This is a genomic window from uncultured Treponema sp. (assembly GCF_946187725.1).
Lineage (GTDB): Bacteria > Spirochaetota > Spirochaetia > Treponematales > Treponemataceae > Treponema_D.
Genome location: NZ_CAMHSK010000031.1, coordinates 1 through 23,469, shown reverse-complemented (window position 1 = coordinate 23,469; position 23,469 = coordinate 1). Strand labels below are relative to the sequence as shown.

Genomic DNA, 23,469 nt, shown 5'->3' with positions numbered 1-23,469 from the left:
TAGAGGATTTTGATTATGGAAAAATGTATAGAAAGACCAAGAAATTTGTGCTCCCTGCACGGTGCACTTGATGTAATAGGAAACATTTACCGTGCAATTCCGATTTTGCACGCAAGTCCTGGATGCTCAATGCAAGCATCAAGCCGCACGAATCTTTATTATCTCGGAGGCTACCACGGACTGCCAAGCTCAAACGCCTATGAAAAAGAAGTCGTATTCGGCGGCACGCAAAGACTCCGCGAGACAATCAAAGGCAGCCTTGAAATCATGGACGGAGATTACTACGCCGTTCTGACAGGCTGTTCAATGGGAATCAACGGAGATGATGTCGAAAGCGTTGTCTCAGAATTCACAGATTCCCCATACCCAATCACAAGCATTGATACTGCAGGATTCAGGGGCGACACTTACACAGGCTACAACATGGCACTTCTGGCAACAGTTAGGGCACTTGCCAGAAAGACGAAAACCGATCCGCTTTTGGTTAACATCTACGGACAGCCGCCAAGCTCGGACATCACTTTGCGCGGCGATTTTGAGGAAATCACAAGAATTCTTGCAAAAATCGGCGTAAAAGCGAACACCTTCTTTATCCGCCGTGACGGAATCGAGCAGCTCAAGAATTCGGGAAATGCCGCGCTCAACATCAATCTTTCACCGTGGCTAGCAAAAAATGTCGATGCGTATTACAAGCACACCTTCGGAATTGAAACGCTCACCTTGAACGGCTGGCCGGTCGGACCAAAAGATACGGCCGCATTCTTGAAAATCATCGCAGAAAAGCTCGGAATCGACAAAAAACTCGCAGAAAAAGCCGCACACGAAGAAGAACTTTATGTTTACGAATATCTGGATTCACTTTTCGGAAATTTTGAACGGCACAGGTTCATTCTCGTCGGTGAAAGTGCAAAAGCGCTCGGAATCGCCCGCTTTCTGGTAAATGTCCATGGCCACATTCCGCTCGCAGTGATTCTTACAGATTCGGTCTACGAAAAAGACAAGGATAAAATCCGCGATGAGATTCAGAATCTTGACTGCCCACGAAAAGCCGATGTTTACTTTGAAAACGATGTGTACGAAATCGAGCAAATTGCCAAAAAATACGACGGAAAGGTAACGCTTTTCATGGGAAGCTCCTACGAAAAGAAAATCGCCCAAAAACTCAACGCATTTTTCGCAATCACATCAAATCCATGCCTCGACAAAGAGATTTTGAACCGCTCGCATGTCGGCACGCACGGCGCAATTTCCCTCGTGGAAGATTTGTACAATCATTTCTAAGCACACTGCCCCAGAATTTATTTTTTTGGGGCAAATTTTATCGCTTCGGTCCTTGCTCCATGTTGGATTCTCAAATCAAGAAAAACATAGGAGCTTTTATGTCAAAAGAATTTCTCCCCCAAAACAACGATGTCACGCACATTGAAATCCCCGGATTTAACGGCATCGCGACGAACCGCACCTACAAGGACAGCCTTTTCCGCATCATCTACAGTGGCAAGGACGAACGGAGCAAACGGTGGCTCTTGTCGCTGTACAATGCCCTGAGCAGGAAAAACTACACGAACATCGATGATTTACGAATCACGACAATCGAGAATGTAATCTACCTCACGATGAAAAACGACCTGTCTTTTCTACTCGACTCGCAGATGAATCTCTTCGAACACCAGTCAACCGTAAACCCGAACATGCCGTTAAGAGGGCTCATGTACTTCGGGCAGCTTTATCAGAACGAAGTCAAACGACAGAAGCGCGACATTTTCGGCAGCTCACTAATAAAGATTCCATCCCCAAGATTCATCGTATTCTACAACGGCAAAAAAGAACTTCCGGACGAATTGAAATACCACCTTTCAGACGCATTCGAGATTCCCGACAATTCCGGCGAATTTGAATGGACTGCGACCGTGATAAACATCAATAAAAATCACAATGAAAGTCTTCAAAAAAAATGCGAGTCGTTGTATCATTACATAGAGTTCGTTGAGCGGGTCCGCGAAATTACGGCGAATGTCGCATCCATACAACACGGATAATGCTAAGTTTACATAGAAGCATACAACAACACAGCCCGCAGGAGCGATGCAAATCGCGCTTGCGGGCTGCTTGATTTTCCCTTTCCATCGATGGCAAGGGAAAGCTGCCAAAGCACTTGCTTTTTTACGGCAGGTGCTTTGGTTTGGGTTAGTACAATCTTGCGGTTTCGAGACCTTCGGTTGTACCGTAACCAAGGATGATGTTGCCCTCGGCTTTGACGGCGGCAGCTCTCTCTGCAGCTGTTGATGTGGCCGTTGCCTTTACACCGATACCGATTGTGTAGTCTGATGGGAAAGAATCCAATGGAAGAGTCTGTACTTCCCAGCTGCCTGTGTACTGGTCATTTACTGCACCATCGACATAGGTGTTAGGCGTTTTTGACTTATCAATAGCCGACTCGTTCTCGCCGAGTGCTACAGGCCATGCAGTTCTTACGCTTGTCTGAGTTGCGGTAAATGCACCCATGTAGTAAGAAATGAATGGCACATATTTCTGTACTGTTGTATCACCAACTTTAAAGCCCTTCTTTGTTGCACTTACAGAAATGCTTGCTCTTGTACCTACAGAAAGGAAGCTGTCTACAGTACAAACATCGGCAACCGTGTCTGTGTAAGATGTCAGATATGCATACTTTAAGTCACCGTTCTTTGCGCCGTAGTATGCAATATGGATTCCACCGTCACCATCTACAACCATATCTGGATACCATCCTGCAAGACCTGAGTCGATTATGATTTCGGTCTTGTTGTCTGTAGCTGCGCCGGCCTTCCATGTGTCGCCATTGAGAGGATCCGAGTTGTACTTAAGCTTTAATGCCTTTTCTGTACTGTCATACCAGCAGACAATGGCGGTTCCATCTGAAGCAACGGCTAGAGCAGAATATACTGAAGCTGCGCTTCCACTTGCTATTGTTTGATAACCTGGAGCCGAACCTTTCGAACCAGCAGCGGTGCTATAATTACCAATAGATTCAGAAGGTCCAGTTTCTTCAGATTTTGTATATACAGCAGAATCAAATGTTTGCTTAGCTGTATAGCCGGTAACAGAATAGCGTCTAGTATATTGCCCGCTTTCATATTTTAATGGATAATATGTATCGCCTATAAGAACATAATAATCTCCATTATAATTATCACTATTCGTATAAAGGTTATAATTACTGTTCCATGAGAAGCGAGTAGAAGTTGCATATTGCGTATATTTTGTAACTAAACCATATGTACCTGCACGGAATTTTACAAGTTTTTCTGAAGCATCATAATAAGTAGCATATACATAACTTATAGTGTTGTCATCGTTGCGCACAGTTACAAGTTTCGGATTCAGAACACGATTTGGATTGTATATAGTTCCATTACTTGCATTTTCCCATGCAAAGGCTCCATTATTAAGAGTGTATGTCCATGCTTGCAAATTAGATGTAACCAAAGGATAAAAATGGAATCTTGCATTAGCGTCAAACGCTTTGCTTCCATTAGCTGCATTATCTCCGTTTAACGCTACTCCATAAAGATTACCTTTGTTATCTACAGATACAGCTGTATCATACCATTGAGTAAACGAAGTTCCTACTAAGTATGGAGTTTCATTTTTATATAAATAGGTCATATCTCCTCCAAGATCGAACGAGAACACTTCTTCCCCACTTGGACCAACTCTGAATGTAGGATATCTTATTGTAGAATCCAAAGTAGCATCTATTGTTTTATGGCTATTTCCCCAAACATAGAAGCATCGTCTATTGTTCAGAATTAAATTATTACTGCTGTTTGGCTCCTTGTTGTATTCTACCGCGACAGAGTTCTTGTTATTCAAGCTCTGTACTGAACTTACGGTTACATCAAAGTCACCACTTGTTGCAGCTGCTGGAATACTGAGTGTAATACTATCCTTAGATGAAGATGTAACGCTACCAAGAGAAACTGTTGGAGTTGCAGAAGCCTTCAGGTTGAATCCAGTAACTATGATGCCTTCTTCACCTCTCAGTACCGGGTATACACCCAATGCTGAACGGCTATATGCTGTCGGGTCAGATGAATATGCTCCATCAAGGCTCGTGCTGATTCCCATAATATACGGCACGACATCCATCTGATAGCTCGGTCTGTGCTGTGTCGCAATGCCCGCGTCTTCGGTTGCTGTGCGCTCTGCGGATGTATGTTTTTTCTTATCAGCATCGGTGGTAGCACTAGCATAAGCCGCATCGTGTGCGATTACTGCGAATACTGCATCGACTTTTGTTGTGTTCGTCAAATGAGCCGTATCGATTGCGACTTCCCAGTTAACTTTGTGTCCGGTCTGGTCCAGGTATTCGTCGGTTACGGTCACTTCGTAGTAGTTGTCGGCCATTGTTGCGGCTTTAGCTGAATTACCAGTTCCGATTGTATTCGTGTTCCAGCCCGATGAGCCGTATGTCGCAAGAGTAATCGGAGCAGTTGCCGAGCTTGAGTCAAAGTCGCTCATATAGAAGCTGAGTGAGCCGAGCAAGGTCTCGTCGTATGCAGTTCCGCGAACAACGATTTTTCCTGAGACTTTCGGGTCGCCATCATATTCTTTCTTCAATGTAGCATTTGTCTCAGAATCACGACCTTCGTAAGTGGCAGTTTCTTTCCAGTCATCTTCAAGCTCGATGTGTCCGAGCGGGCTGTCTTCGTAGGTGCGTGTGACCACAGTCTTACCGTCTTCTGTTTTTTCCTCGTCCCTGTAAGCATAGAAGATGTTGTTCTTGTATACATCTTTTCTTGTAGATTCATCGATGTATGTTCCGCCACCAGCCTGTTTCCAGTCGAACTTGCTTACGACTACATTCGGCTGTACAGAGTCATTCTGAGCGACAACCAAATCGTTTACGCGCAGGAACGCATAGAGAGAGTCAGTACCGCTTGTTGTCATCTCTGTTGAATCCCAGAAAGTGAATGAAACCTTATGCGCAGCAGCGTCACCTCCAAGTGCACTTGAAAGCTCCCAGTAATCGCCAATGATATCGTGTTTGTCGCTATCCGTGCTTGCGATTGTGGCAGTTTTACCAACTGCTGTTCCAATCTGCTTTCCGTCTGTACCTGTTGTTGAGTCGGCTGCGTTGAATACGAGATTGATTTCGCCGTTTCCGCCAACAATTTCTGGAAGAACTGCAAGCTTGTTCTTTACAGTAAATGAACCGCGTGTTGAATCAGTCGGCTGCCATTTATTAGCAGAGTCTTTTGCATATTCGGTGTAACCAGCTGTAGTAATAGTGTAGAGTTTTTCGTTTGCACCGCTCTTTGCAGCGATGTTATAAGTCTCAAATTCGCCGTCGCTGTATGAGCCGCTGTGGTTCAAGTCAGTTCCAAGGTAGACTTTTGCCAGACGAGGAGCGTTGTTTGAAACTGTAGCAAGGTATGTTTCTCCGCTCACATTGCCCGCCTTATCGAATGCGAGGACTACGAGAGAAACAGGACCATCTGGCATGTTGTTTGAGTAAATCGTAGCGTCCCAAGTCCAGAGGCTTCCTGCTTTGTTGAATGACTCAGGCATTCCGTCGCCGTCGTCTTTGTTGTCATCGAACTTGAATTTTCCTACATAGTTACCCGTATTAGATTCTTGTCTGTTCTGACCGTTGTTTGCATCGATAACCTGAGCAATCGGGAAGTATGCCGTAGTTTGTGTTTTGTCAGGAAGATTACCCTCGAATGTGACAGTCTTTTTGTCAGCACCAATTGCAGTAATCTTCTTGTAAACACCGCTAGTACCTGAAGTAGCCGGTGTTGAGCCAACAGCAGCCGTTGCGTCAGTGCCACCGATTTCAATAAGTCCACCTACGCGTACATGGTTCAGGTCCAATTCAGTGCTTGATGCGAACTGATTTGTTGCGGGCATTGAACCAGTAACTTTCTTTGCATAGAGGTGGTAAGAAGTTGTTCCCTGCGTAATCGTTCGCTCTTTCAAATCGTCCATCTTGACTCGTGCATTTCTGTAAGCATCCGTTTCATCAACATTTTGGGTTGTTTCATCATCTTCGTCTGCTACAACAGCATTTGGATTGAGTGGGTCAAAGATTACATGGTTCTTGCCGGCATTCTTGTCAGCCTCTGTTGGAGTTCCTTTTTCTCGCATGTAGTAGAACGCAACATATTCTACACCCGAATCTTCATCAACAGATTCACCAGAGAGTGTGAAGTACCCGTCGGAGTTTTCGATTGTGTTTGTTGTGTATGTTGCACCTGAAGCATTAGAGAATGTCGCTTCGGAACTCTTTATGTTAGCAAGGGTCGGCGCAGTGTTATCGATATTTACACTGAACGGCATTTTTGAGGTGTTACCATTCTCGTCCTTAGCCGTTACCGTGTATTGGTGATTGCCGCTTTCTTCGCTCATAGGAACAATCATCTTGACAGTCTTTTTACCGGTCGCAGGTATCGTTTCAGAAACTACTCCAATAACGGAAGTCGCTCCTTCTGTTGCCTCCATTGTTTTAATCAGAGTGTCGTCCTCAGCAGTAATGACGATGTACCATTTTCCTTTCAAGTACATATCAGCCGTGTAAGTCTGTTCAATCGTTGGTGTGCTGTTAATTACTGGTGTATCGTTGAACTGAGCAACAGAATAAGTAAATTCTGGAACGCCTTCTGCAACACGAATATGAATTATGTCATCTCCGTCAGACCACGCACCAAACTTGTTGTTTGAGTTCACACCGCACACACGAACTTTGATTAGGTTCGGTGTACTTCCAGTGTCAAGCTCATCGTGCTCGTTAATAGAGAAGTTCCATGAAGCAGAGCCGTTTGCCTTGATTCCCCACCAGCTTGTCATGTCGCTTTCAGAAGTGAATCCGTATTTTCGTAAGAGTTCAGCTTTTGTTTCTGCGTTTTCTTCGCCTGTGATTTTTGTGTATTCACTACCCAAAATGTCAGCAGCCGTTACGATTGTGTAAACCTTTTTCGTTTCATGAGTTGTTGAATCCTCGTATTCGAGACCTGAAACATAATCTTTTGTGAATGAAGTTGCACTTTCCTGTACAAGCTGGAAGTAAACTTCCTTCGTCGTAGCAGTTCCTAATGGAATAAGCGACTGTCCAGAAGCACGGATTATTCCACCGAGAGTTGCAGCCAATTTTTGAGTTGTCGTATCCGCAGTGTAATCCTTAGTTGTCGGGTAAGAGAATGTCAACTGAGGTCTGTCGGCAGCAGGGTCATGGTTGATGATATAGTCGGTCGTAATCGTAAAGTTTCCGATTTTGTCAGTTGCCATAAGGTAAACTTTGAGTGGATAAACTCCGTCAACTGGCGTTGCATATGTTGTGTTATCGAATATATCGAGCAGAGGGTTTCCGTTTGCAAATGTTGTTTTTGCCTGTTTTTCCGCATCAGTAACACCTGAATCATCGAAATCAAATTCCCAGTTCTTTGCGGTCTTTCCAGTCTTCATGAACTTGTTCCATGTGAGATTATCCTTTATTGCTGTCTGATCTGTAAGACCTGCATGCTCAGCATCACAAATTGCCCACTTGATTGTGTCTGTGTCAGCACCGCCTTCATCGTATGCAGTTCCGGCAATTGTTACCGCCTGAGTTTCGTGAGAGCCGCTTTCTGGTTTTGAAATGTCGATATTCGGAGCAGTATTGTCTGCCATAAACGAGTATGTACTTGTATTTTCGTTTCCTACACGGTCAATAATCGTTACAGAAACAGAGATTTGTCCTGTTCCCCAGCTCTTTGGTTTGTTGTTCTCTGTTTCAGGATCATTTGTGTCAAGTACTGCTGTTGTCCATTCGGCAACGGTTTCATCCTGCGTGCCAGTCCACTCGCTTGGAGTTGAGAGAGTTGCAAGTGTTCTTGTTGTTGAAGTTGGAGGAGTTGTTGATTCGTCCGTCTCAGTCTTCGTGAATGTTGCACTCATACTTGCGATTCCGCTCGCGTCAGTTCCCGTAAAGTAGAATTTGACATATCTTCTGTCTGTTCCACCGACAATGAAGCTTGCGTTCAAGTTCGAGTTATCATTGTTTGTAGCGAAAGTGTTTCCTAAAGAGTCTGTCGCAACAGTTGCACCATCTGCATTTGACGCATACGGCAAGCCTTTACCTACGCCCATAGTCGGGTTCTTGCTATCTGATTTGTAGGTGAATTCTTTTTCATCCCACTCTTTTTTTCTTTCACCCTTGACCTTAATCTTAGGATTCTGAAGCTTATCGTTCGTTGTTACAGAGCCAGCAACAGAAGTGTATGATGTCCAGTATTTCTTTCCACCATTATCTTCTATATAGATATAGAATGTTTTTGTTCCGTCTGCAGTGTTAGTTGGTTCAATTGTAAAATCACCGTTTGCAAGAACTTTTTCAACGGCAGCTTCGTTACCAAGAAGATTTGTCGGAACTGTTTCACCATCCGCACCAGTGTATTCAGTTGCAGAAACAATGATTTTTTTGATGACCGTCTTTCCGTCATCGTCATCATCCTCAATTCGTCCTGTTACCTGTGCTCTAGTTCCGTGCCTCAAGAGGAAAGTAGAGAGAGTGCTGCTATATTCAATGTTGTTAAAGTTCAAAATCGGTCTGTCACTATCCTGAGATACCTTGACCAAAACCCCTTGTTCCCCTGCACTGTCAGTTGCGGCAACATAATCAGGAGAATATCCGACATTGCCAGCCTGGTCAGTTGCTACAGCACGGAGTTTGTAGAATGTGTTATCATCGAGGTTTGTTGTGACAAAATCTTTTGCTTCGAATGTGTAGTTTCCGCTCAGTGTGAGACCAGTCAAATCAGTCCATTTTTCATCGTCTTTGTCTGTGCCTGTGCCTCCGACTTTTTCCCAGGTAATATCACCTGTTCCTGAAACAGTTCCCTTACTTACCTGAATTCCCGTAATCGCGGTTGTCGGCAATGTGTTTCCGTCGGTGATTGTTCCGCTCAAGTCGATTTTGCCGTTGATTTCGCGGTCGGTCGATGTTTTATCGGCATCGGTCGGTGCATTGAGCGTGACTGTTGGAGCAGTCGTATCAAGCATTACGGTTCGCAAATTCTTTACGGTATAGCTGTTGCCCGCATTATCCGTAACGACAGCATCAAGGCTGTAAGCTTTGTCGGCATCACCAGTGCCAAAGATGCTTAATTTGTCAACGGCAATATTAGCTACAGACCAAGTTCGACTCCACAGTTTTTCAGTAGAATCATACGACGCATCGCCAAGAGTGAGAGTACCGTAATCGGTGTTCGAAACAGTCGTTTTTACGATTTCTTTGTCATTCAAGTTGATTACAACGCTTGCAATTCCAGACGCATTATCAGTTGCAGTTCCTGAAACGCTTGCGATTGTTCCTTCCTTGTTGATGTAAATCGTTACAGAAGAATCCTCTGCCGTTGCGTTAGGCATTTCACCGTCATAATAGATAGAAACTGTTTTTGCAGTACCCCTGTTTCCAACTTTGTCCACTGCAACAAGGCTGACAGTGTTTGCGACAGCCGTTCCATCAGTGCCAATCTTTGTAATGAATTCGCCGAGATTTGCCTTGAATGTGCCAGATGTGCTGATGTTATCTGGTTCTGATGGTGATTCGCCAGCCTTTGTGATTGTGTATTCAACATAGTCAATTCCACTGCCGCCCTCATCAGAGAGGTTGCCTTCGAACGAAAGAGTTGACTTGTTGAACCAGTTGGTAGTTGAAAGTCGTTTACCATCGACTTTGAAATAATTAGTATCAGTATCAGCAACAAAAAAAGGCTTAGTTGTATCACATTTGAGAGTGATATCCTTTGTTATTGAGTTTCCAGCTATGTCTGTAACTTTAAGAGTAGCCTTTATGTTAGCCTTAGAGCCGTCGAAGTCTTTCAAATCAAGTTCTTCGAATGAATATACACCGCTAGCTTTCTTATATTTGTCTATCTCTGTATTAGAAGGAAGAGTAATATCTGTACCGTCTGATTTTTTACCGCTGATTGAAAGCTCTACGCTCTCAACCTCAATATTGTCAGTCGCAACACCAGAAATCGTGAATGTATTGCCGTTTGAGTTATTGATATAGAATACATCCGCATTCTCATCCGGCTTGTTGACTTTATTACCAGTTGTAGAATCAGTTGCAACAGACGGTGTTTTGAATGCAGGAGGTGTTGTATCAAACTGAATGTTACAGACATTTATAGACTTTTCATTCTGTGCTTTATCTGTAGCATAAGCCTTTACTGCAAATGAGACATTTGATTCGTTTGCAGCAAGACTATTTTTGAGTGTTGCACCATTGATTGTGTAATTCCATGTCGAATCATTCTTGGTAGTAGCATTACCACCAGCGGCTGCAATCACTGTCTTCGTATTTTCAACAACCTTAGTTACTTCGATAGTGACACCGTTAACGCCAGAAGCAGCATCAGTAACTTCACCAGCCAAATCAATGTTTTTTGAACCATTGGTATACTGAGTTCCGCTCTGATCAGAGCTAATTTCCGGAGTCTCTTCATCAACATTGAGAGAAGCATTGGAGAATACTTGTGAGTCTACAATTACAGAATCAAGTGCTGCGTTTCCTACATTGTCCTCTGCAACAAGAATCAGATAGTTTGTGCCCAATCCAAATCCAGAAAGGGTTGCATCGTAATTGGTAGGAATAGTTGCGTAATATCTGGTATCTGAAATTTTGGTTGCATTTTCGACTTCATAAATCGTTTTATCATTGCCAGTTATAGTAGAATCTTGTGCATCTACAGCTCCCGTACCAGCATCATTCATAACCTTTCTTGCGATTTTGCCAGTGCTAGAAGTAAAGAATACGCGTTTATTTACATTAGCAGAAAGAGGCGCGAAGTAGCCGGTATAACCATCAGCATTATTCTTTTCACTCTTATTATAGTTTGCAAGGAAGTTCTCGGCCAGAGTCCTCAAAGCAGTCTCGTCCATTGTGGTTCCGCTGCTCTTAACGACTTTGTAGTAAATCATTTTTACTTCACTGCCGCCGTCATTATCTTCAATTAAACCGCGTACTTTTATAGTCTTTGATTTACTCCATGTGTTTTTAGCATATTTTCCACCGACATCTTCATCAAGGTTAGAATTCCACAGATCATGACTGCTCGAAATATCATCGTTGTCATAAGAGCCAATTCGGAAGAAGAGGTCTTTGTTAAAGTCATCGAGTGCGTGTCTTCCAGCTGGAGCGGTGGTATCAATGTTGAGGATAACTTTAAGTTCTTTATTGGTATCAGGAACAGACTGAATAGCTCCGTTCTCAAATTTTGTTGTGTTCTTGTTTCCAGCTTTATCAGTTACAGTGAGTGTTGCCACGGCAGTTCCTGTCCAGCCGCTCAAATCAATGTTATCGAATGAGAATACACCGTTAGTTTTCTTATATGAGGCTTTCACTTCATCAGAAGCGTCTTCCGCAGGGAGAGTTATGGCAGCCCCATTTTTTGTGCCACTGATTGAAAGTTCTACAGTTCCGACACCAAAGTTATCGCTTGCAACACCAGAAATCTCGAATGTGCCGTCTTCTGGGTTCACGAAGTAAGTGTTTGAGTTTATATCTGTGTCTGTGTCTGCATTATAAACTGAATATTTTGTTGAAGTTGTCTTTACAGTCGGAGTATTGAATTCTGGCGGAGTTTTATCAACCTGAATGTTGAATACAGTTGTTGTATAACTATTGCCAGCATTATCAGTTACCGTAGCTTTTACTGTATAGTCCGAGTCAACTGGGAATTTTTCTCCTGGAATACTGATATTCCACTTTGCATTGCTGTCAGTCAAAGTTGCAGGAAGTTCAAATGTTGTAGGTGTTGAGGTTTGTGAGTTCTCAAAATATGAAACTTCAATGCTAACATCTTTTACGCCAGAACCTGTATCACCACAAATTCCGTCTGCTTTTACAGGTGCAGCACCGTTAGTAACCTGAGTTGCGTTTGAAGTTGGAGTAAGGGTCGGCTGATTCATATCAATCTGAATATCATACTTGACTGAATCAAGGGCAGCGTTTCCTACATTGTCCACTGCCACGAGAAGGAGATAGTTGTGACCTTCATCGAATCCAGAAAGAAGAGTGTTGAAGTTGCTTGTTATTGAAGCTGATTCATCTGCTGTTCCGTTCTTGAAATAGACAGTTTTTGTTTCATTTGCAGAAAGAGGCATGAAGTAGCCGGTATAACCGTTTGTATCGCTCTTTTCGCTCTTATCATAATTTGCTTTGAAGTTAGTTGCCTTTTCAGCCAATGCATCCTCAGTAAGAGTATTTGTTCCCTTTGCGATGACTTTGTAATAAACAATGCTTACACCACTAGCAGAGTTATCATCAAAGAAACCACGCACATTTACGGCCTTAGAGTTGCCCCATGTGAGTGAAGAATACTTGTCACCGACATTTGTGTTAAGCGCGTCTGTTCCAGTTGCATTGTCGCTCAAACCAACGCGGAAAATCTTATCTGCACCCTCAGAATCTGTATCATGCTTACCTTCAGGTGCTTCTGTATCGAAGTTGAGGGTAAGTTTAAGTTCTTTTGTAGTATCAGGCTCTTCCTGAATAGCTCCGTTCACATCAAATTTTGTTGTGTTCGTGTTTCCAGCTTTATCTTTTGCAACGAGTGTTGCTGTTACGCTTCCTGTCCAGCCTGTCAAATCAATTCCAGAGAATGTGTAGATACCACTGTTTGTAGAAAGATTTTTTGTTTCAGCCACACCATTCTTTGTACCAGAAAGTGTAAGTTCAACAGTTGCGATATCGAAGTTATCTGTTGCAATTCCAGAGATTGTGAAGGTTTTGCCTACTTCTGTGTTGTTGAGATAGTAAGTTTCAACATTCTGGTCTGGTTTGTAAACCTTGTATTTAGTAGAAGTTGTTGTGACTGTCGGAGTGTTGAATACAGGCGGTTCTTTATCACTCTGAATATTGAAAATTGTTGAAGTGACAGAGTTTCCGGCAACATCTTCAACAGTTGCTTTTACTGCATAAGTGTTTGTTCCCAGTTTTGAAGCAGGAATTGTGTAAGTCCAGTTAGCACCCTCCGTCAATTGTGCTTCAACTTTAGTTTCTGAGTTAGTTCCCAACTCAACAGAGTGTTTTACATTATTACCATCAGTATATGTGAGTTCAAGTTTTACGCTCTTAACGCCAGAAGAATCGTCTTTATAAGTACCTTTGGCAACAATATCTTTGCTTCCGTTTGTACTTTCTGTTGCGTCATTTGTACATGCGAGTTCTGGAGATTCAGTATCAAGGTAAATTCTCAACTCTTTTGGATCACTTTCGTTTCCGGCCTTATCAACTGCCACGAATCTGACTGTGTTGTAAAGGGCTGCATTTCCATCCATTTTTGAAGAGAATTCGCCCAAGTTTGCAGAGAAGGTTTCAAATCCTGTAGCAACTCCATCATCCTTTTCTACTACAGTGCCCAATCTGTCAGTTACATTTTGAACAGCAGAATCAGCCTGAGTAATTGTGTAGTCAACATGGTCAATTCCACTGCCCGCCTCTGCGTATTTTCCAGCGAACGGCATTGAAAGAGATTTGTACCAAGTGTGAGTATTTTCATCCGTGTAAGAATAAGGTGCTTTGTTGACACTAAGTGCAGCATCATTCCAAACCGGCTTAACTGTATCAACGAATGTTGTTATGGTCTCAAGTTTTGTTGAACGGCCAGCTCTATCGGTTACGGTTACTTCGAAAGTCCATTTTCCTTCGCTTTCACCAGCACTTGGGTCAAGTGTGATTGAGAAGGTTCCGCCAAGAACAAGCAAATAATCAGAGCCTGGAACAATAATCGGAGTAGAGTCAGTTTTTAAGAATGTGTAACCCTTAGTTCCGCTTGCAACAACTTCACCGTTGAGTTTTGCAACACATTCAACCTTTTCAACAGAGAATTTATCGCCATACTTACCTGTTACGCTGAGTGTTTCGCCCTGCTTGATATATGCAGGAACATCACCAGAAGTCTTTTCGATTGATGGAACACTAAAGTCGAGAGTAAGTCCTTTGTGTTCAGTAGCGTTATCGTTAATATTGCCAGAAGCGTCTTTATCAGCAACAGCGACCGAAATATTACCAGCCGCATCGATTGCTCGTCCTTCAAGACCAACACCCGCACCGATTCCATAACCTTCGCTCATCGGAACTTTGACTGACCATGAGGTTTCAGCTGTTGATTCAGGTGCTTCTTCGACATTACGCCATTCACTCCAGCCTTCAGTGTATACTTCGACTCCACCTTCGGTAGAGTGTTTTGGACTTACACGATACTGAAGTTTTTTAGTACCAGATGTTGTATCCTGCCATTTTCCAGAAAGAAGATAGTAATGTTTTCCATCAGCAGTAGAGTAATTTGAGTTTTCTTCTGTAATGACCTTGTTGATTACAAGTGCTGTTCTATCAGTTGTATTGTTTGAAACAATGAAGGTTGGTTCAACTGTATCGCGGATTACATTGATTTTTTGAGTCGTTTTGTTGCCAGCTTCATCTTCAACAACGATTTCATGCGCATAAGTGCCGTCTACTGTTTTGCCTGTGATTGTCCATTCTTTAGTTTCTGGATTTACAGTTGCAGGGTCTCCGTCAAGTTTTACAGTGAATGAGCCGCTTGCTTCGGTGACTGTTCCAGAAAGTGAGTAAGTTCCATCTGAGCCATATCCACCTACATAGTATGTAATGCTTGCGCTGAGTTCAGAATTTTCTGGCAAAATCAAGTTTCCGATTTCGTCTTTGTCTCCTGCGTCTCCTTCAGAGTCTTTTGCAGGTTTTTTAAGGCCTGTTCCAAGCAATGTTGTGACCGGGGCTTCGGTATCGCGCGTAACTTTGAGTGAAGAAGAATCAGCGTTCATGCTGATGAGAGAAACATTTCCGGCTTCATCAACGACAGCAAAGTAAACTGTATGTGCTTCAGTTCCGTCAACAGAAGAAATTCCTGTCAAATCAACATTTGCTGTCCATGTGTATTCGCCGGTCGTTGTTGTTGCGGCAACGGCAGCTACATTCCAGCCTGAAACGAGTGTTTTTCCATCTGCTTTAAAGAGTTTGTATGAATCACTTTCAACAGCAGGTTCTTCAAGAGAATAGTAGAATCCCTTGATTCCGCTTGTGTTTACGCCGTCAGAAATTGTACCTTTTGCTGTGTAAACATCTTCTTTTGTGAATATTGTTTTGTCTTCAGTGCTGAGTGCGAATGAAGGAGCTGTAATATCAACGCTGAATGATTTTGATGTAGAAGAAGTCTGTTCGTAAATGTCGGTTGCTGCGTAAACGAGTTTGTATGTTCCCGAAGCATTTGACGGGAGTTTTGCAGTTCCTGTCCATGTGCAGAGTTTGTTACCGCTGTCGTAAGCACTAACTGCTACTGTAGAAATCACGGCGTCAGCGACTTTCTTTTCTTCTGTTTTTGTTTTTCCGTCTTCCTCAGTTGTGATAACCTGAACCAATTCGCCGGTGATTGTTGTGCCGGCCTTTGAAACTGTACCGCTTACAGCAATTGTTTCACGCTGGTAGCTTCCAGCTGTTGGAGAAGAGATTTCGATGCTCGGTGTACCAGAATCAACTGCAACACAGAATTTACCTGTTGCGGCTTTTCCTGTTTCGTTAATACTCACATCGGTAGTAACATAATCATAAGCCTCAACTTCAATGAAATATTTTCCTTCGTCCGATGGCAAAGTATAATTCCATGAAGCTGTTGTCTTTTTTGGGAAAGTAGAGCCAGTAACAAAAGGTTCATCTTCATCAACTTTATAAACATAAGCCTTGATTTCAGCAATATAATCATCGTCTACGACTGAAATTGAAAGCTTATTGTTATTCGTCGTTCCAAAGAGGTTTGTTCCGATTTTAACGCCATTTTTGTCTGTAATTGTTGTATTCGCGTTTCCGAAAGTGATTTTTGGTCGGTCGGTTTCCTGATAGACGATGAAGTCAGAGTCTCCGTTCATGTCGTAAGAAGAGTATGAGCCTACATTTCCTACCGTGTCTTTTGCAGAAACCACGATTCTCACCTTGATTGGCTTGTCAGCATCAATTTTTTCGTTGTGGATAAAATATTGCGTCAACAGTCCTGTAGGGAATGACTGATTAATCTGATAGACTTTTCCCAGCGAGCCGTCGATTACAAGGTCAGATTTATAATCTTTTTCATTTTTGAGATAGTCAAGATACTCGCTAACGCCTGCAAGGATTGAATCTTCTGCACTGAGTTCTTTGTCCAATTTAGTACTAGCCCAAATGTCGTAAGTTACTTCACTAAGATTCTGCTCGGTGACATTTCCTTTGACAGTGATTGTGCCGTTAACATAAGTGTTTTTGTCGGTTCCGCCAAAATATTCTTCGCCAGAAACAGACGGTGTAATAGAAGAAAGAAGAACTTCAGGCTTGGTCGTATCGATATGGACAGAAAGTGAGGCTTCCTCAGAAAGATTTGCGCTTCCCGCACCAGTCGCCTTAACTTTGAGGGTGTACATTCTCATGAGACCTTCTGTTTCGGTCATGACTTTTGAGTAGCCTTCACACTCAGAAGGAGTAAATGTCCATGTATCCACATTTTTTACAGAATCATGAACGCAAGTAAAGCCCTTAACATCCGTCCAATTATGCTCAGAATCGCCATTGATTGTTACAGAGAGTGTCGCTCCGTCAATTTCTTTTCCTGTTATTTCATCTGTGACAGAAAGTGTTGCCTCGAGTGATTTGAGTGCCATGCCCACATTGTTTTCGACCGCGATTCCAGTGAACTGGAGTTTGTCTGAGTCGGAGCTTGATTCAGCGTTGTATTTAGAAGAAGCAAAATAAGAAAGATTTGCAGGAGAGCTGAAAGAAACATTCGGTCGGACCGCAGAAACAGCACCCTTAAATCCATAAAGCGTTTTCTGAGAAAGGTCAATCTTGTCTTTGTCATAACCTGTTACAACGATTGCATAAGTTGAATCCTGTTTAACATAGTTGTCGCCAGGAAGATTAGAAGAAACAGTGACAGTTGCTTCACTTGGGTTTGTATCGTCAGAATTATCGATAATCAGCTTCCAGCCATAAGCCTCATCGCTTTCGAGGGCAGCGAGCTTTTCTTTTTTGGCCTCAGTTTCGATTTTAGCATCGTTTTCAATTTCTTTGACTTTGCTTACAAGGGCAGCGATTTTTGCTCTGAGTTCATCATTAGAAAGAACTGTTGAACCAGAAGAAATTTCTTTTACCCAGACTTTGATTGATGCCGGGTCAACATTTACCTGATCAAGGCCAGCACTAACGATTACAGTGAGGTTCTGTTCGCCCATACCCTTGCTGATTGTAGCGATTTTTGATGAATCTTCATCGCTGTATTTGAGCTGGAATCCAGAAATTGTGTATGTCGGGTCGGCATTCGGGTTGATTGAGAATGCAAGACTTGTATCGCTAGCAGAAGTGTCTCGTGCATAATCCGAAAGCATTCCTTCGACTTCGGCAACGCTTACGGCTCTGGCAGCAGTTTTGTTGAGTTCTTCATCTGTAGTGCTTCCTTTGAGAACTGCAAGCAAATCTTTTGCAGAAAGACCTGCACCGCCGTTTTTGGCACTGAGGTATTTATCATAGATATCATCGTAAATGTAGACATTTGAAGTTGAGTTTCCGCCTTTTACGCCGCTGTCTCCCGGAGTATTGTAAGTTTTTGCTGAATCGGAAACAGTTACACGGCAGAAATAGGTTTTATTGCCGTTTGCGTCTTCTGGAACGCTTTCTGAAGAATACATTTCTGAGTAACGCTTGTTGACGACATCAGTGCCTTCTGCAACATATCGTGCGATTGTGACGCTTGTGCCGCCGGTTGTTGAAATTTCTTCTTCGGTGTACGGCTCTGATGCTACAGGATTTCCGTCTGCATCAAAGATTTCAACATCCATTGAAGCGATTGTATGGTCATCAGCGATTGTACCTTCAATTGTGAAGACTGAACCATATTTAGAAAGTGAATTCTTTGCTTTATAAGTGCTTTTTACGACACCAGGTTTTGAAATGATGAAAACTGGAGGAGTGTTATCGATTTCAATCTGGAGAGAGCTTTCGCCTGAAGAACGTCCGCTGTTGTCGTATGCAACTGCATCGAGCTTATATTTGCCGTCTTTGAGGTCAAGTTTTTCGTTGAGGTTGATATTCCATGTGAGGGAGTTTACTACGGTTGCAGGAAGGTCTTTGTATACGATTTCGTTTGTATCAAGATTCGTGACACGAACTTTGACAGAAGAGACACCTTTGTCGTCTGAACAGGTTCCCGCGAGCACAAAGGCACCCCGTACTTCGGATGCGGCCGGAGGATATGAGATTGAAAGTTTCGGTGCTTCGGTATCGACGGATGAACCGAGACCTGAGTTTTCACCACAGGAAGCCAGGGCAAGCACTGACAGCGCAAGAAGCCCCTTTCCTACCAATTTTGAAATTTTAGAGAAAACAACATTTCCATTACGAACTTTTTTCATATCTTCCTCCATAATCATAGAACGACCTCATTCTAAAAAAAATTTAAACAAAGACTGCCTTTAGTATATCGGCAATAATTATAATATATAATAGTGAAAAAACAAGAATTACTAGTTTTTAAGAGAACTCTTAGTTAAAATTTCAAGGCCAAAAAGCATTTTTTTTCATAAAATGGCATAAAAAAGTGAAAAAACGACAAAAAAAGCGGTAATCACGCGTATTAACAGGCAATGCGGTCAATTTTCCCTAAACAATTTTTCTCACGCTCCGATATTAACTCAAAGGGGATTTTGATTATGGAACAGAAAAAAACTCTATGGATTGTCGCTGCATCAGGCATTTTCCTTCTCGTGGTAGTAGGGGCAGCCCTCATTCTTTACTCGCCGTCTCTTCAGCAGAAGTCAGCCGTACAGGCAGGATTCGATCCGACTTCAGGCTGGATTAGCTCAACAAAATCAAACGCAAACACACCAGCAGACAATGGCCTTGCATTTAATACAGTAACACCACCCGCTCCAGAGCAGGGAAGTTTTACATCTCTCGCACCTTCACCTTTCGCAACAGACAACAACTTTGGAAAGCCTGAATCACAAAGCAATTTCGATTCTGCAACACCGATTCACACAGACAAAGTTACCGTCATTTCTGACAATGCAACGGTCTATTCAACAGCAACCACAACAATCGATTTGAATTCGCTCAAAGCCTCTTCTAATTCAGGAATCGTAGCAAAGAACGAAAAAACAGCAAGTCAGCTCAGTACGAACACAGCTCGCTCTCCATTCGAATCACAGCCTTCTTATGAAGAAGCAAGCCCGATCGCTGAAAACTACTACGCTCCGGCTCCAGTTGCAAAAGTCGCTCCAAAGACCGCAGCACCAAAACCAGCCGCAACAAAGAAAGCCGCACCTGCAAAATCAACTGCAACGGCTTCTACAAAACCAACAAAAGCACAGACTGCCACAAAAGTTGCCAGTGCCGCAAAAAAAGCCCCAGATTCGTTCTGGGTGCAGGCAGCCGCTTATTCAAGCAAACGCAATGCTGATGAAGCAAGAAGCACACTTGAATCAAACAAGATTCCAAGCGAAGTCTTCACCTTCACTGATTCAAACGGCAAAACTTTCTACCGCGTTCGGGTCGGTCCTTACATCACAAAGAGCGAAGCTGAATACTGGCAGACTAGAATCAGCATGATTGACAAGTTCGCAAGCTCAAAGAGCGTGATTGTCAACACAGCAGTAAACTAAACCGTAAACTAGAGATTTTAGAGATTTATTTGAGATAAACGCAAAAATCTTTATTAAATCCCGCATTTTCTTTCATGAAGATTGCCGAAAAGTGCTTTAAAAAGCGAATAAGAAGGCATGAACAAAATGATTGAAAAGTGCGGGATTTTTCTTTTTCCGCTTACACCAACCGGCCGCAGATTGATTCCATTCATCTTTCTGTCTTTTTTGGGCTTTAACCTTCACGGCGAAGAAACATTCAGGTTCGCAGAATACAAATTTTCTTCCGCCCTTACGCTCCCAAAAACTTCAACAGGTAAGGAAGATTCACTTGCCGGAAGCACAGGCCTCAGACTCTCATTCAATGACGCTGATTTTCGTGCATTCACCACGCTTCCAAAAACAAGTTTTTCACAAATCAGCACAGCCAACGGGATTCATGAAAAACTCTCGCTTTTCGATGAAGCACGGTTCGGTGCGGGCATTTTTCTCTTCCAAAAGGATTTTCCGCTGAATCTTAAAGTCGGGCACAACACTTTCTCAAAGTCAATTTCCAGGCTCAGAAATCCTTCACCGTCTGTCACCGCAAATCCGCTCACAAAATCATTTGCGTTTTCAATCGGAGCCTCCCCTGCCCTTCCAACCCTGAATTCAAGCAGACAGCCTCTTTCTTGTGCGTTTTCGCTTTCTCCTGCCGAAAAGCCCTTTAAATTTCATTTTTGCCTCGAAGGATTTTTCAATGAGGAAAAGGAAAGTGCCGTCTGCTTTTCAGCAAAATTTCCGTTTTCAAAAGCCGTATTCGTCCAGTCAGCATTTTGCGCCGCACGCTTATATATAGAAAACAATTCATCAATTCTTGAAAAAAACAATGCCGCGTTCAATCCTGACTTTTTTTATTCCGCTTTGTACGAATTCTGCTTTCATTCCCCGCTTTTAAAAATCAATTTCTATTCAGGAATTCAAGAAAATCCTTACGATGTAAATCCTTTCTGGTTCAAGGTTGACGGAAGAACGGCTTTCAAGTCGATTCTGCTCAATTTCTCTTATTTTGCCCTCCCGACCACAAAAGATTCGCCAAAAGCTGCCCCGATGATTACAGGCTCTTCGTCAGTCTGCCGGACTGTCGAGCAGGCTTCTATAAATCCGCAGCTTCTCTTTTTCATGGGCGAAAGCTCGCTCAGGCTCGGTTTTTCTGCCCTTGAAAACTGGAAGGTCACGGCGACAAGTCCTGCCGTCCAGCTTAACACAGCCAAATTCCGGGTAGCAAGTGAATACAAAAACGGCAATTTTTCATCACGGCTCGACTGGACAAGGGCAAATCTTCTGATTAAAGGAAATCCACCTGCTTCAAGTGCAATTCCCGAAGAATATCAGTCGCTTTCTGTTTCAGGCTCTCTTGCAACACAGAAAGCAAATTTTTCACTTTCAGGCTCGTACACGAATTATCCGCCAAAAACAGAAAAATCTTCTATTAAAGAGGTGCTTTCCATGGATTTCAAGCTGGCTCTTCCTCAATGCAGTCTCACCGGAAACTGCGGGCTAAAACTCACTTACAAGGCTGGATCAAGGCAGTCAGGAGAATTTGAAGCGGGCGTGTCATATTTTTTAAGCAGAAAGTACCTGCGCTCAAGTCTGAAAGCGGAACTGATTCTGGCGTTTTGATTTGCCGTACCTTCAAAAATCTGCTATATTTTTCCCATGAAAATTATCTCGTGGAATGTAAACGGTATTCGTGCCGTAGAAAAAAAGGGCTTTGTTGACTGGCTTTTGGAATCAGACGCAGATGTAATCTGTATTCAGGAAACAAAGGCCCATCCTTCACAGCTCACGCAGAATCTTCTCGCTCCGGGCAGCGAAGAAAACATTCTGTTCCCCATACCGCCAAAAGAGTCCTCTTCCCCGGTCGCAGTCACCGACGAAAGCGCAAAATATAAATCTTATTGGGCATCTGCCAAAAAAGCCGGATACTCAAGCACTGCAATCTACACCAAAAAAACGCCTGACAAGGTAGAGCTTCTTGGAAATGCGGAATTTGATGATGAAGGCCGCGTAATTTCAGCATATTTCGGAAAAACAGTCGTGATTTCGGCATATTTCCCGAACAGCCAGAATCAGGGCGCACGGCTCGATTACAAGCTTGCTTTCTGTAAGGCAATGTTCGATTATCTGAACAAGCTGGTCGCAGAAGGATTCAATATCGTTCTTTGCGGTGATTACAACATCGCGCACAAAGCGATTGATCTCGCAAATCCAAAGGCCAATGAAGGAAACGCGGGTTATCTCCCCGAAGAACGAGACTGGATGGAATTCTTCACCACAAACGGCTTCGTGGACACTTTCCGCACTTTCTGCCAGGAGCCAAAACAATACACCTGGTGGAGCTATCGTTTCCACGCCCGCGAAAAGGACATCGGATGGCGCATTGACTATCAGTGCGTAAATCAGTCTTTCATCGGCAATGTAAAATCAAGCAGAATCCTCAAAGATGTAATGGGTTCTGACCACTGCCCGATTGAAATTGAAATCGCAGACTAACGCACTTCCCTAGAACATCGCGTGAATCTGTGCTATTCTATTTTTATAATAAAAAAAGGGGTTAATATTAAATGAAAGGATTTGAAATTGGACAGGAAGTTGAGACTACAATCGTTCAGATTGGGCCTGACACTGTTTTTATTGATTTGGGATTGAAAAGCGAAGGTTTTGTCGAAAAGGCAGAATTCCTTGACGCAGACGGAAAATGCACCGTAAAAGAAGGCGACAAAATCAAAGTCTACTTCGTTTCACAGAACCGTGACGAACTTCATTTCACAACAAAATTGAAGGGTGAAAACGCTGACTCAAACATCCTTGAATCAGCATACAATTCAGGTCTTCCAGTCGAAGGCCATGTCGAAAAAGAAATCAAAGGTGGATTCGAAGTCAAAATCGGAACAAGCCGTGCATTCTGTCCGTACTCACAGATGGGCTACAAAAACCGCATGGAACCAGCAGAATATGTCGGCCGAAGCATGACCTTCATCATCACAGAATTCAAAAACGAAGGCAAAAACATCATCGTTTCTAACCGCAAAGTCGAAGAAAATGCCGAAATCAGCAAGGTAAATTCTCTCGCAGAAAAACTTACTGTCGGCTCGGTCGTTTCTGGCGAAGTAAAATCTTTGCAGAGCTACGGAGCATTCATCGATTTGAACGGATTCCAGGCACTTCTTCCAATCTCAGAAATTTCACACGCACGCGTAAACGATGTATCAGAAGTTTTGAGCGTTGGTCAGAAAATCGAAGCCAAAATCATCAAGGCTGAATGGAACACTGCAAAACCAGAGCGCTCAAAAGTCAGCCTCAGCATGAAAGAACTCGAAAAAGATCCGTGGGATGAAGTTTCTTCTATTAAAATCGGCGAAAAGTTCTCTGGCAAAATCGCCCGAATCGCCGCTTTCGGTCTGTTCGTAAACTTAAAGCCAGGAATTGACGGCCTCGTTCATGTAAGCCTTTTGCGCGATGTAAACGATAAAACCAACCTGAGCAAAAAATTCAAAGTCGGTGACACAATGGAAGTAATCGTTCAGAAAATCGAAGCTTCAGACAAGCGAATCAGTCTCGCACCAGCAGGTGAAAGCGACGAGGAAGAAGACGACGCCAGCGATTATCTCAAAAAACAGGACAAAGCAGACGATGGAGAAACCTACAACCCATTCGCCGCACTGCTTAAAAAATAAAGATTTTCAAGGCAAATGTCGAGTTTTGCAAATTACAGAATATTGCAAAAAAAACGGCGCGAAGGAGTGAAACGGCTTACGAAAACACTCGTTTTGTGCTGCCGCG

Annotated in this window: 7 protein-coding genes; 6 read left to right on the top strand and 1 reads right to left on the bottom strand. The window is 43.1% G+C overall.

Going from position 1 to position 23,469, the window contains the following annotated elements; genetic code table 11:
• Positions 1-15 precede the first annotated feature (15 nt).
• Positions 16-1,281 (top strand): nitrogenase component 1, encoded by a 1,266-nt coding sequence (locus Q0Q74_RS10610; protein WP_294430679.1) that lies wholly within the window; start codon positions 16-18, stop codon positions 1,279-1,281.
• 98 nt (positions 1,282-1,379) lie between these two features.
• Complete coding sequence (locus tag Q0Q74_RS10605) at positions 1,380-2,039, top strand: hypothetical protein (RefSeq protein ID WP_294430678.1); 660 nt, start codon at positions 1,380-1,382, stop codon at positions 2,037-2,039.
• A gap of 148 nt (positions 2,040-2,187) precedes the next feature.
• Here the strand turns inward: Q0Q74_RS10605 and Q0Q74_RS10600 are convergent, their stop codons facing one another.
• Positions 2,188-18,417, bottom strand: a complete 16,230-nt coding sequence (locus Q0Q74_RS10600; protein ID WP_294430676.1) for an Ig-like domain repeat protein — start codon at positions 18,415-18,417, stop codon at positions 2,188-2,190.
• Between the two features lie 297 nt (positions 18,418-18,714).
• On the opposite strand from Q0Q74_RS10600, the gene Q0Q74_RS10595 reads away from it, so the two are divergent.
• From Q0Q74_RS10595 to Q0Q74_RS10580, 4 genes are all read left to right on the top strand, one after another.
• Positions 18,715-19,665, top strand: a complete 951-nt coding sequence (locus Q0Q74_RS10595; RefSeq protein WP_294430674.1) for an SPOR domain-containing protein — start codon at positions 18,715-18,717, stop codon at positions 19,663-19,665.
• Between the two features lie 117 nt (positions 19,666-19,782).
• Complete coding sequence (locus Q0Q74_RS10590; RefSeq protein ID WP_294430672.1) at positions 19,783-21,306, top strand: hypothetical protein; 1,524 nt, start codon at positions 19,783-19,785, stop codon at positions 21,304-21,306.
• A 36-nt stretch (positions 21,307-21,342) separates the two neighbouring features.
• Positions 21,343-22,179, top strand: coding sequence for an exodeoxyribonuclease III (locus tag Q0Q74_RS10585; RefSeq protein WP_294430670.1), 837 nt, complete (start codon positions 21,343-21,345; stop codon positions 22,177-22,179).
• 71 nt (positions 22,180-22,250) lie between these two features.
• Positions 22,251-23,363, top strand: a complete 1,113-nt coding sequence (locus Q0Q74_RS10580; protein WP_294430667.1) for a S1 RNA-binding domain-containing protein — start codon at positions 22,251-22,253, stop codon at positions 23,361-23,363.
• Positions 23,364-23,469 lie beyond the last annotated feature (106 nt).

What these genes read in the sequence shown, in the direction of transcription:
- Q0Q74_RS10610 (WP_294430679.1), top strand. Translation starts at nt 16, where the DNA reads ATGGAAAAATGTATAGAAAGACCAAGAAATTTGTGCTCCCTGCACGGT.
- Q0Q74_RS10605 (WP_294430678.1), top strand. Translation starts at nt 1,380, where the DNA reads ATGTCAAAAGAATTTCTCCCCCAAAACAACGATGTCACGCACATTGAA.
- Q0Q74_RS10600 (WP_294430676.1), bottom strand. Translation starts at nt 18,417, where the DNA reads ATGAAAAAAGTTCGTAATGGAAATGTTGTTTTCTCTAAAATTTCAAAA.
- Q0Q74_RS10595 (WP_294430674.1), top strand. Translation starts at nt 18,715, where the DNA reads ATGGAACAGAAAAAAACTCTATGGATTGTCGCTGCATCAGGCATTTTC.
- Q0Q74_RS10590 (WP_294430672.1), top strand. Translation starts at nt 19,783, where the DNA reads ATGAACAAAATGATTGAAAAGTGCGGGATTTTTCTTTTTCCGCTTACA.
- Q0Q74_RS10585 (WP_294430670.1), top strand. Translation starts at nt 21,343, where the DNA reads ATGAAAATTATCTCGTGGAATGTAAACGGTATTCGTGCCGTAGAAAAA.
- Q0Q74_RS10580 (WP_294430667.1), top strand. Translation starts at nt 22,251, where the DNA reads ATGAAAGGATTTGAAATTGGACAGGAAGTTGAGACTACAATCGTTCAG.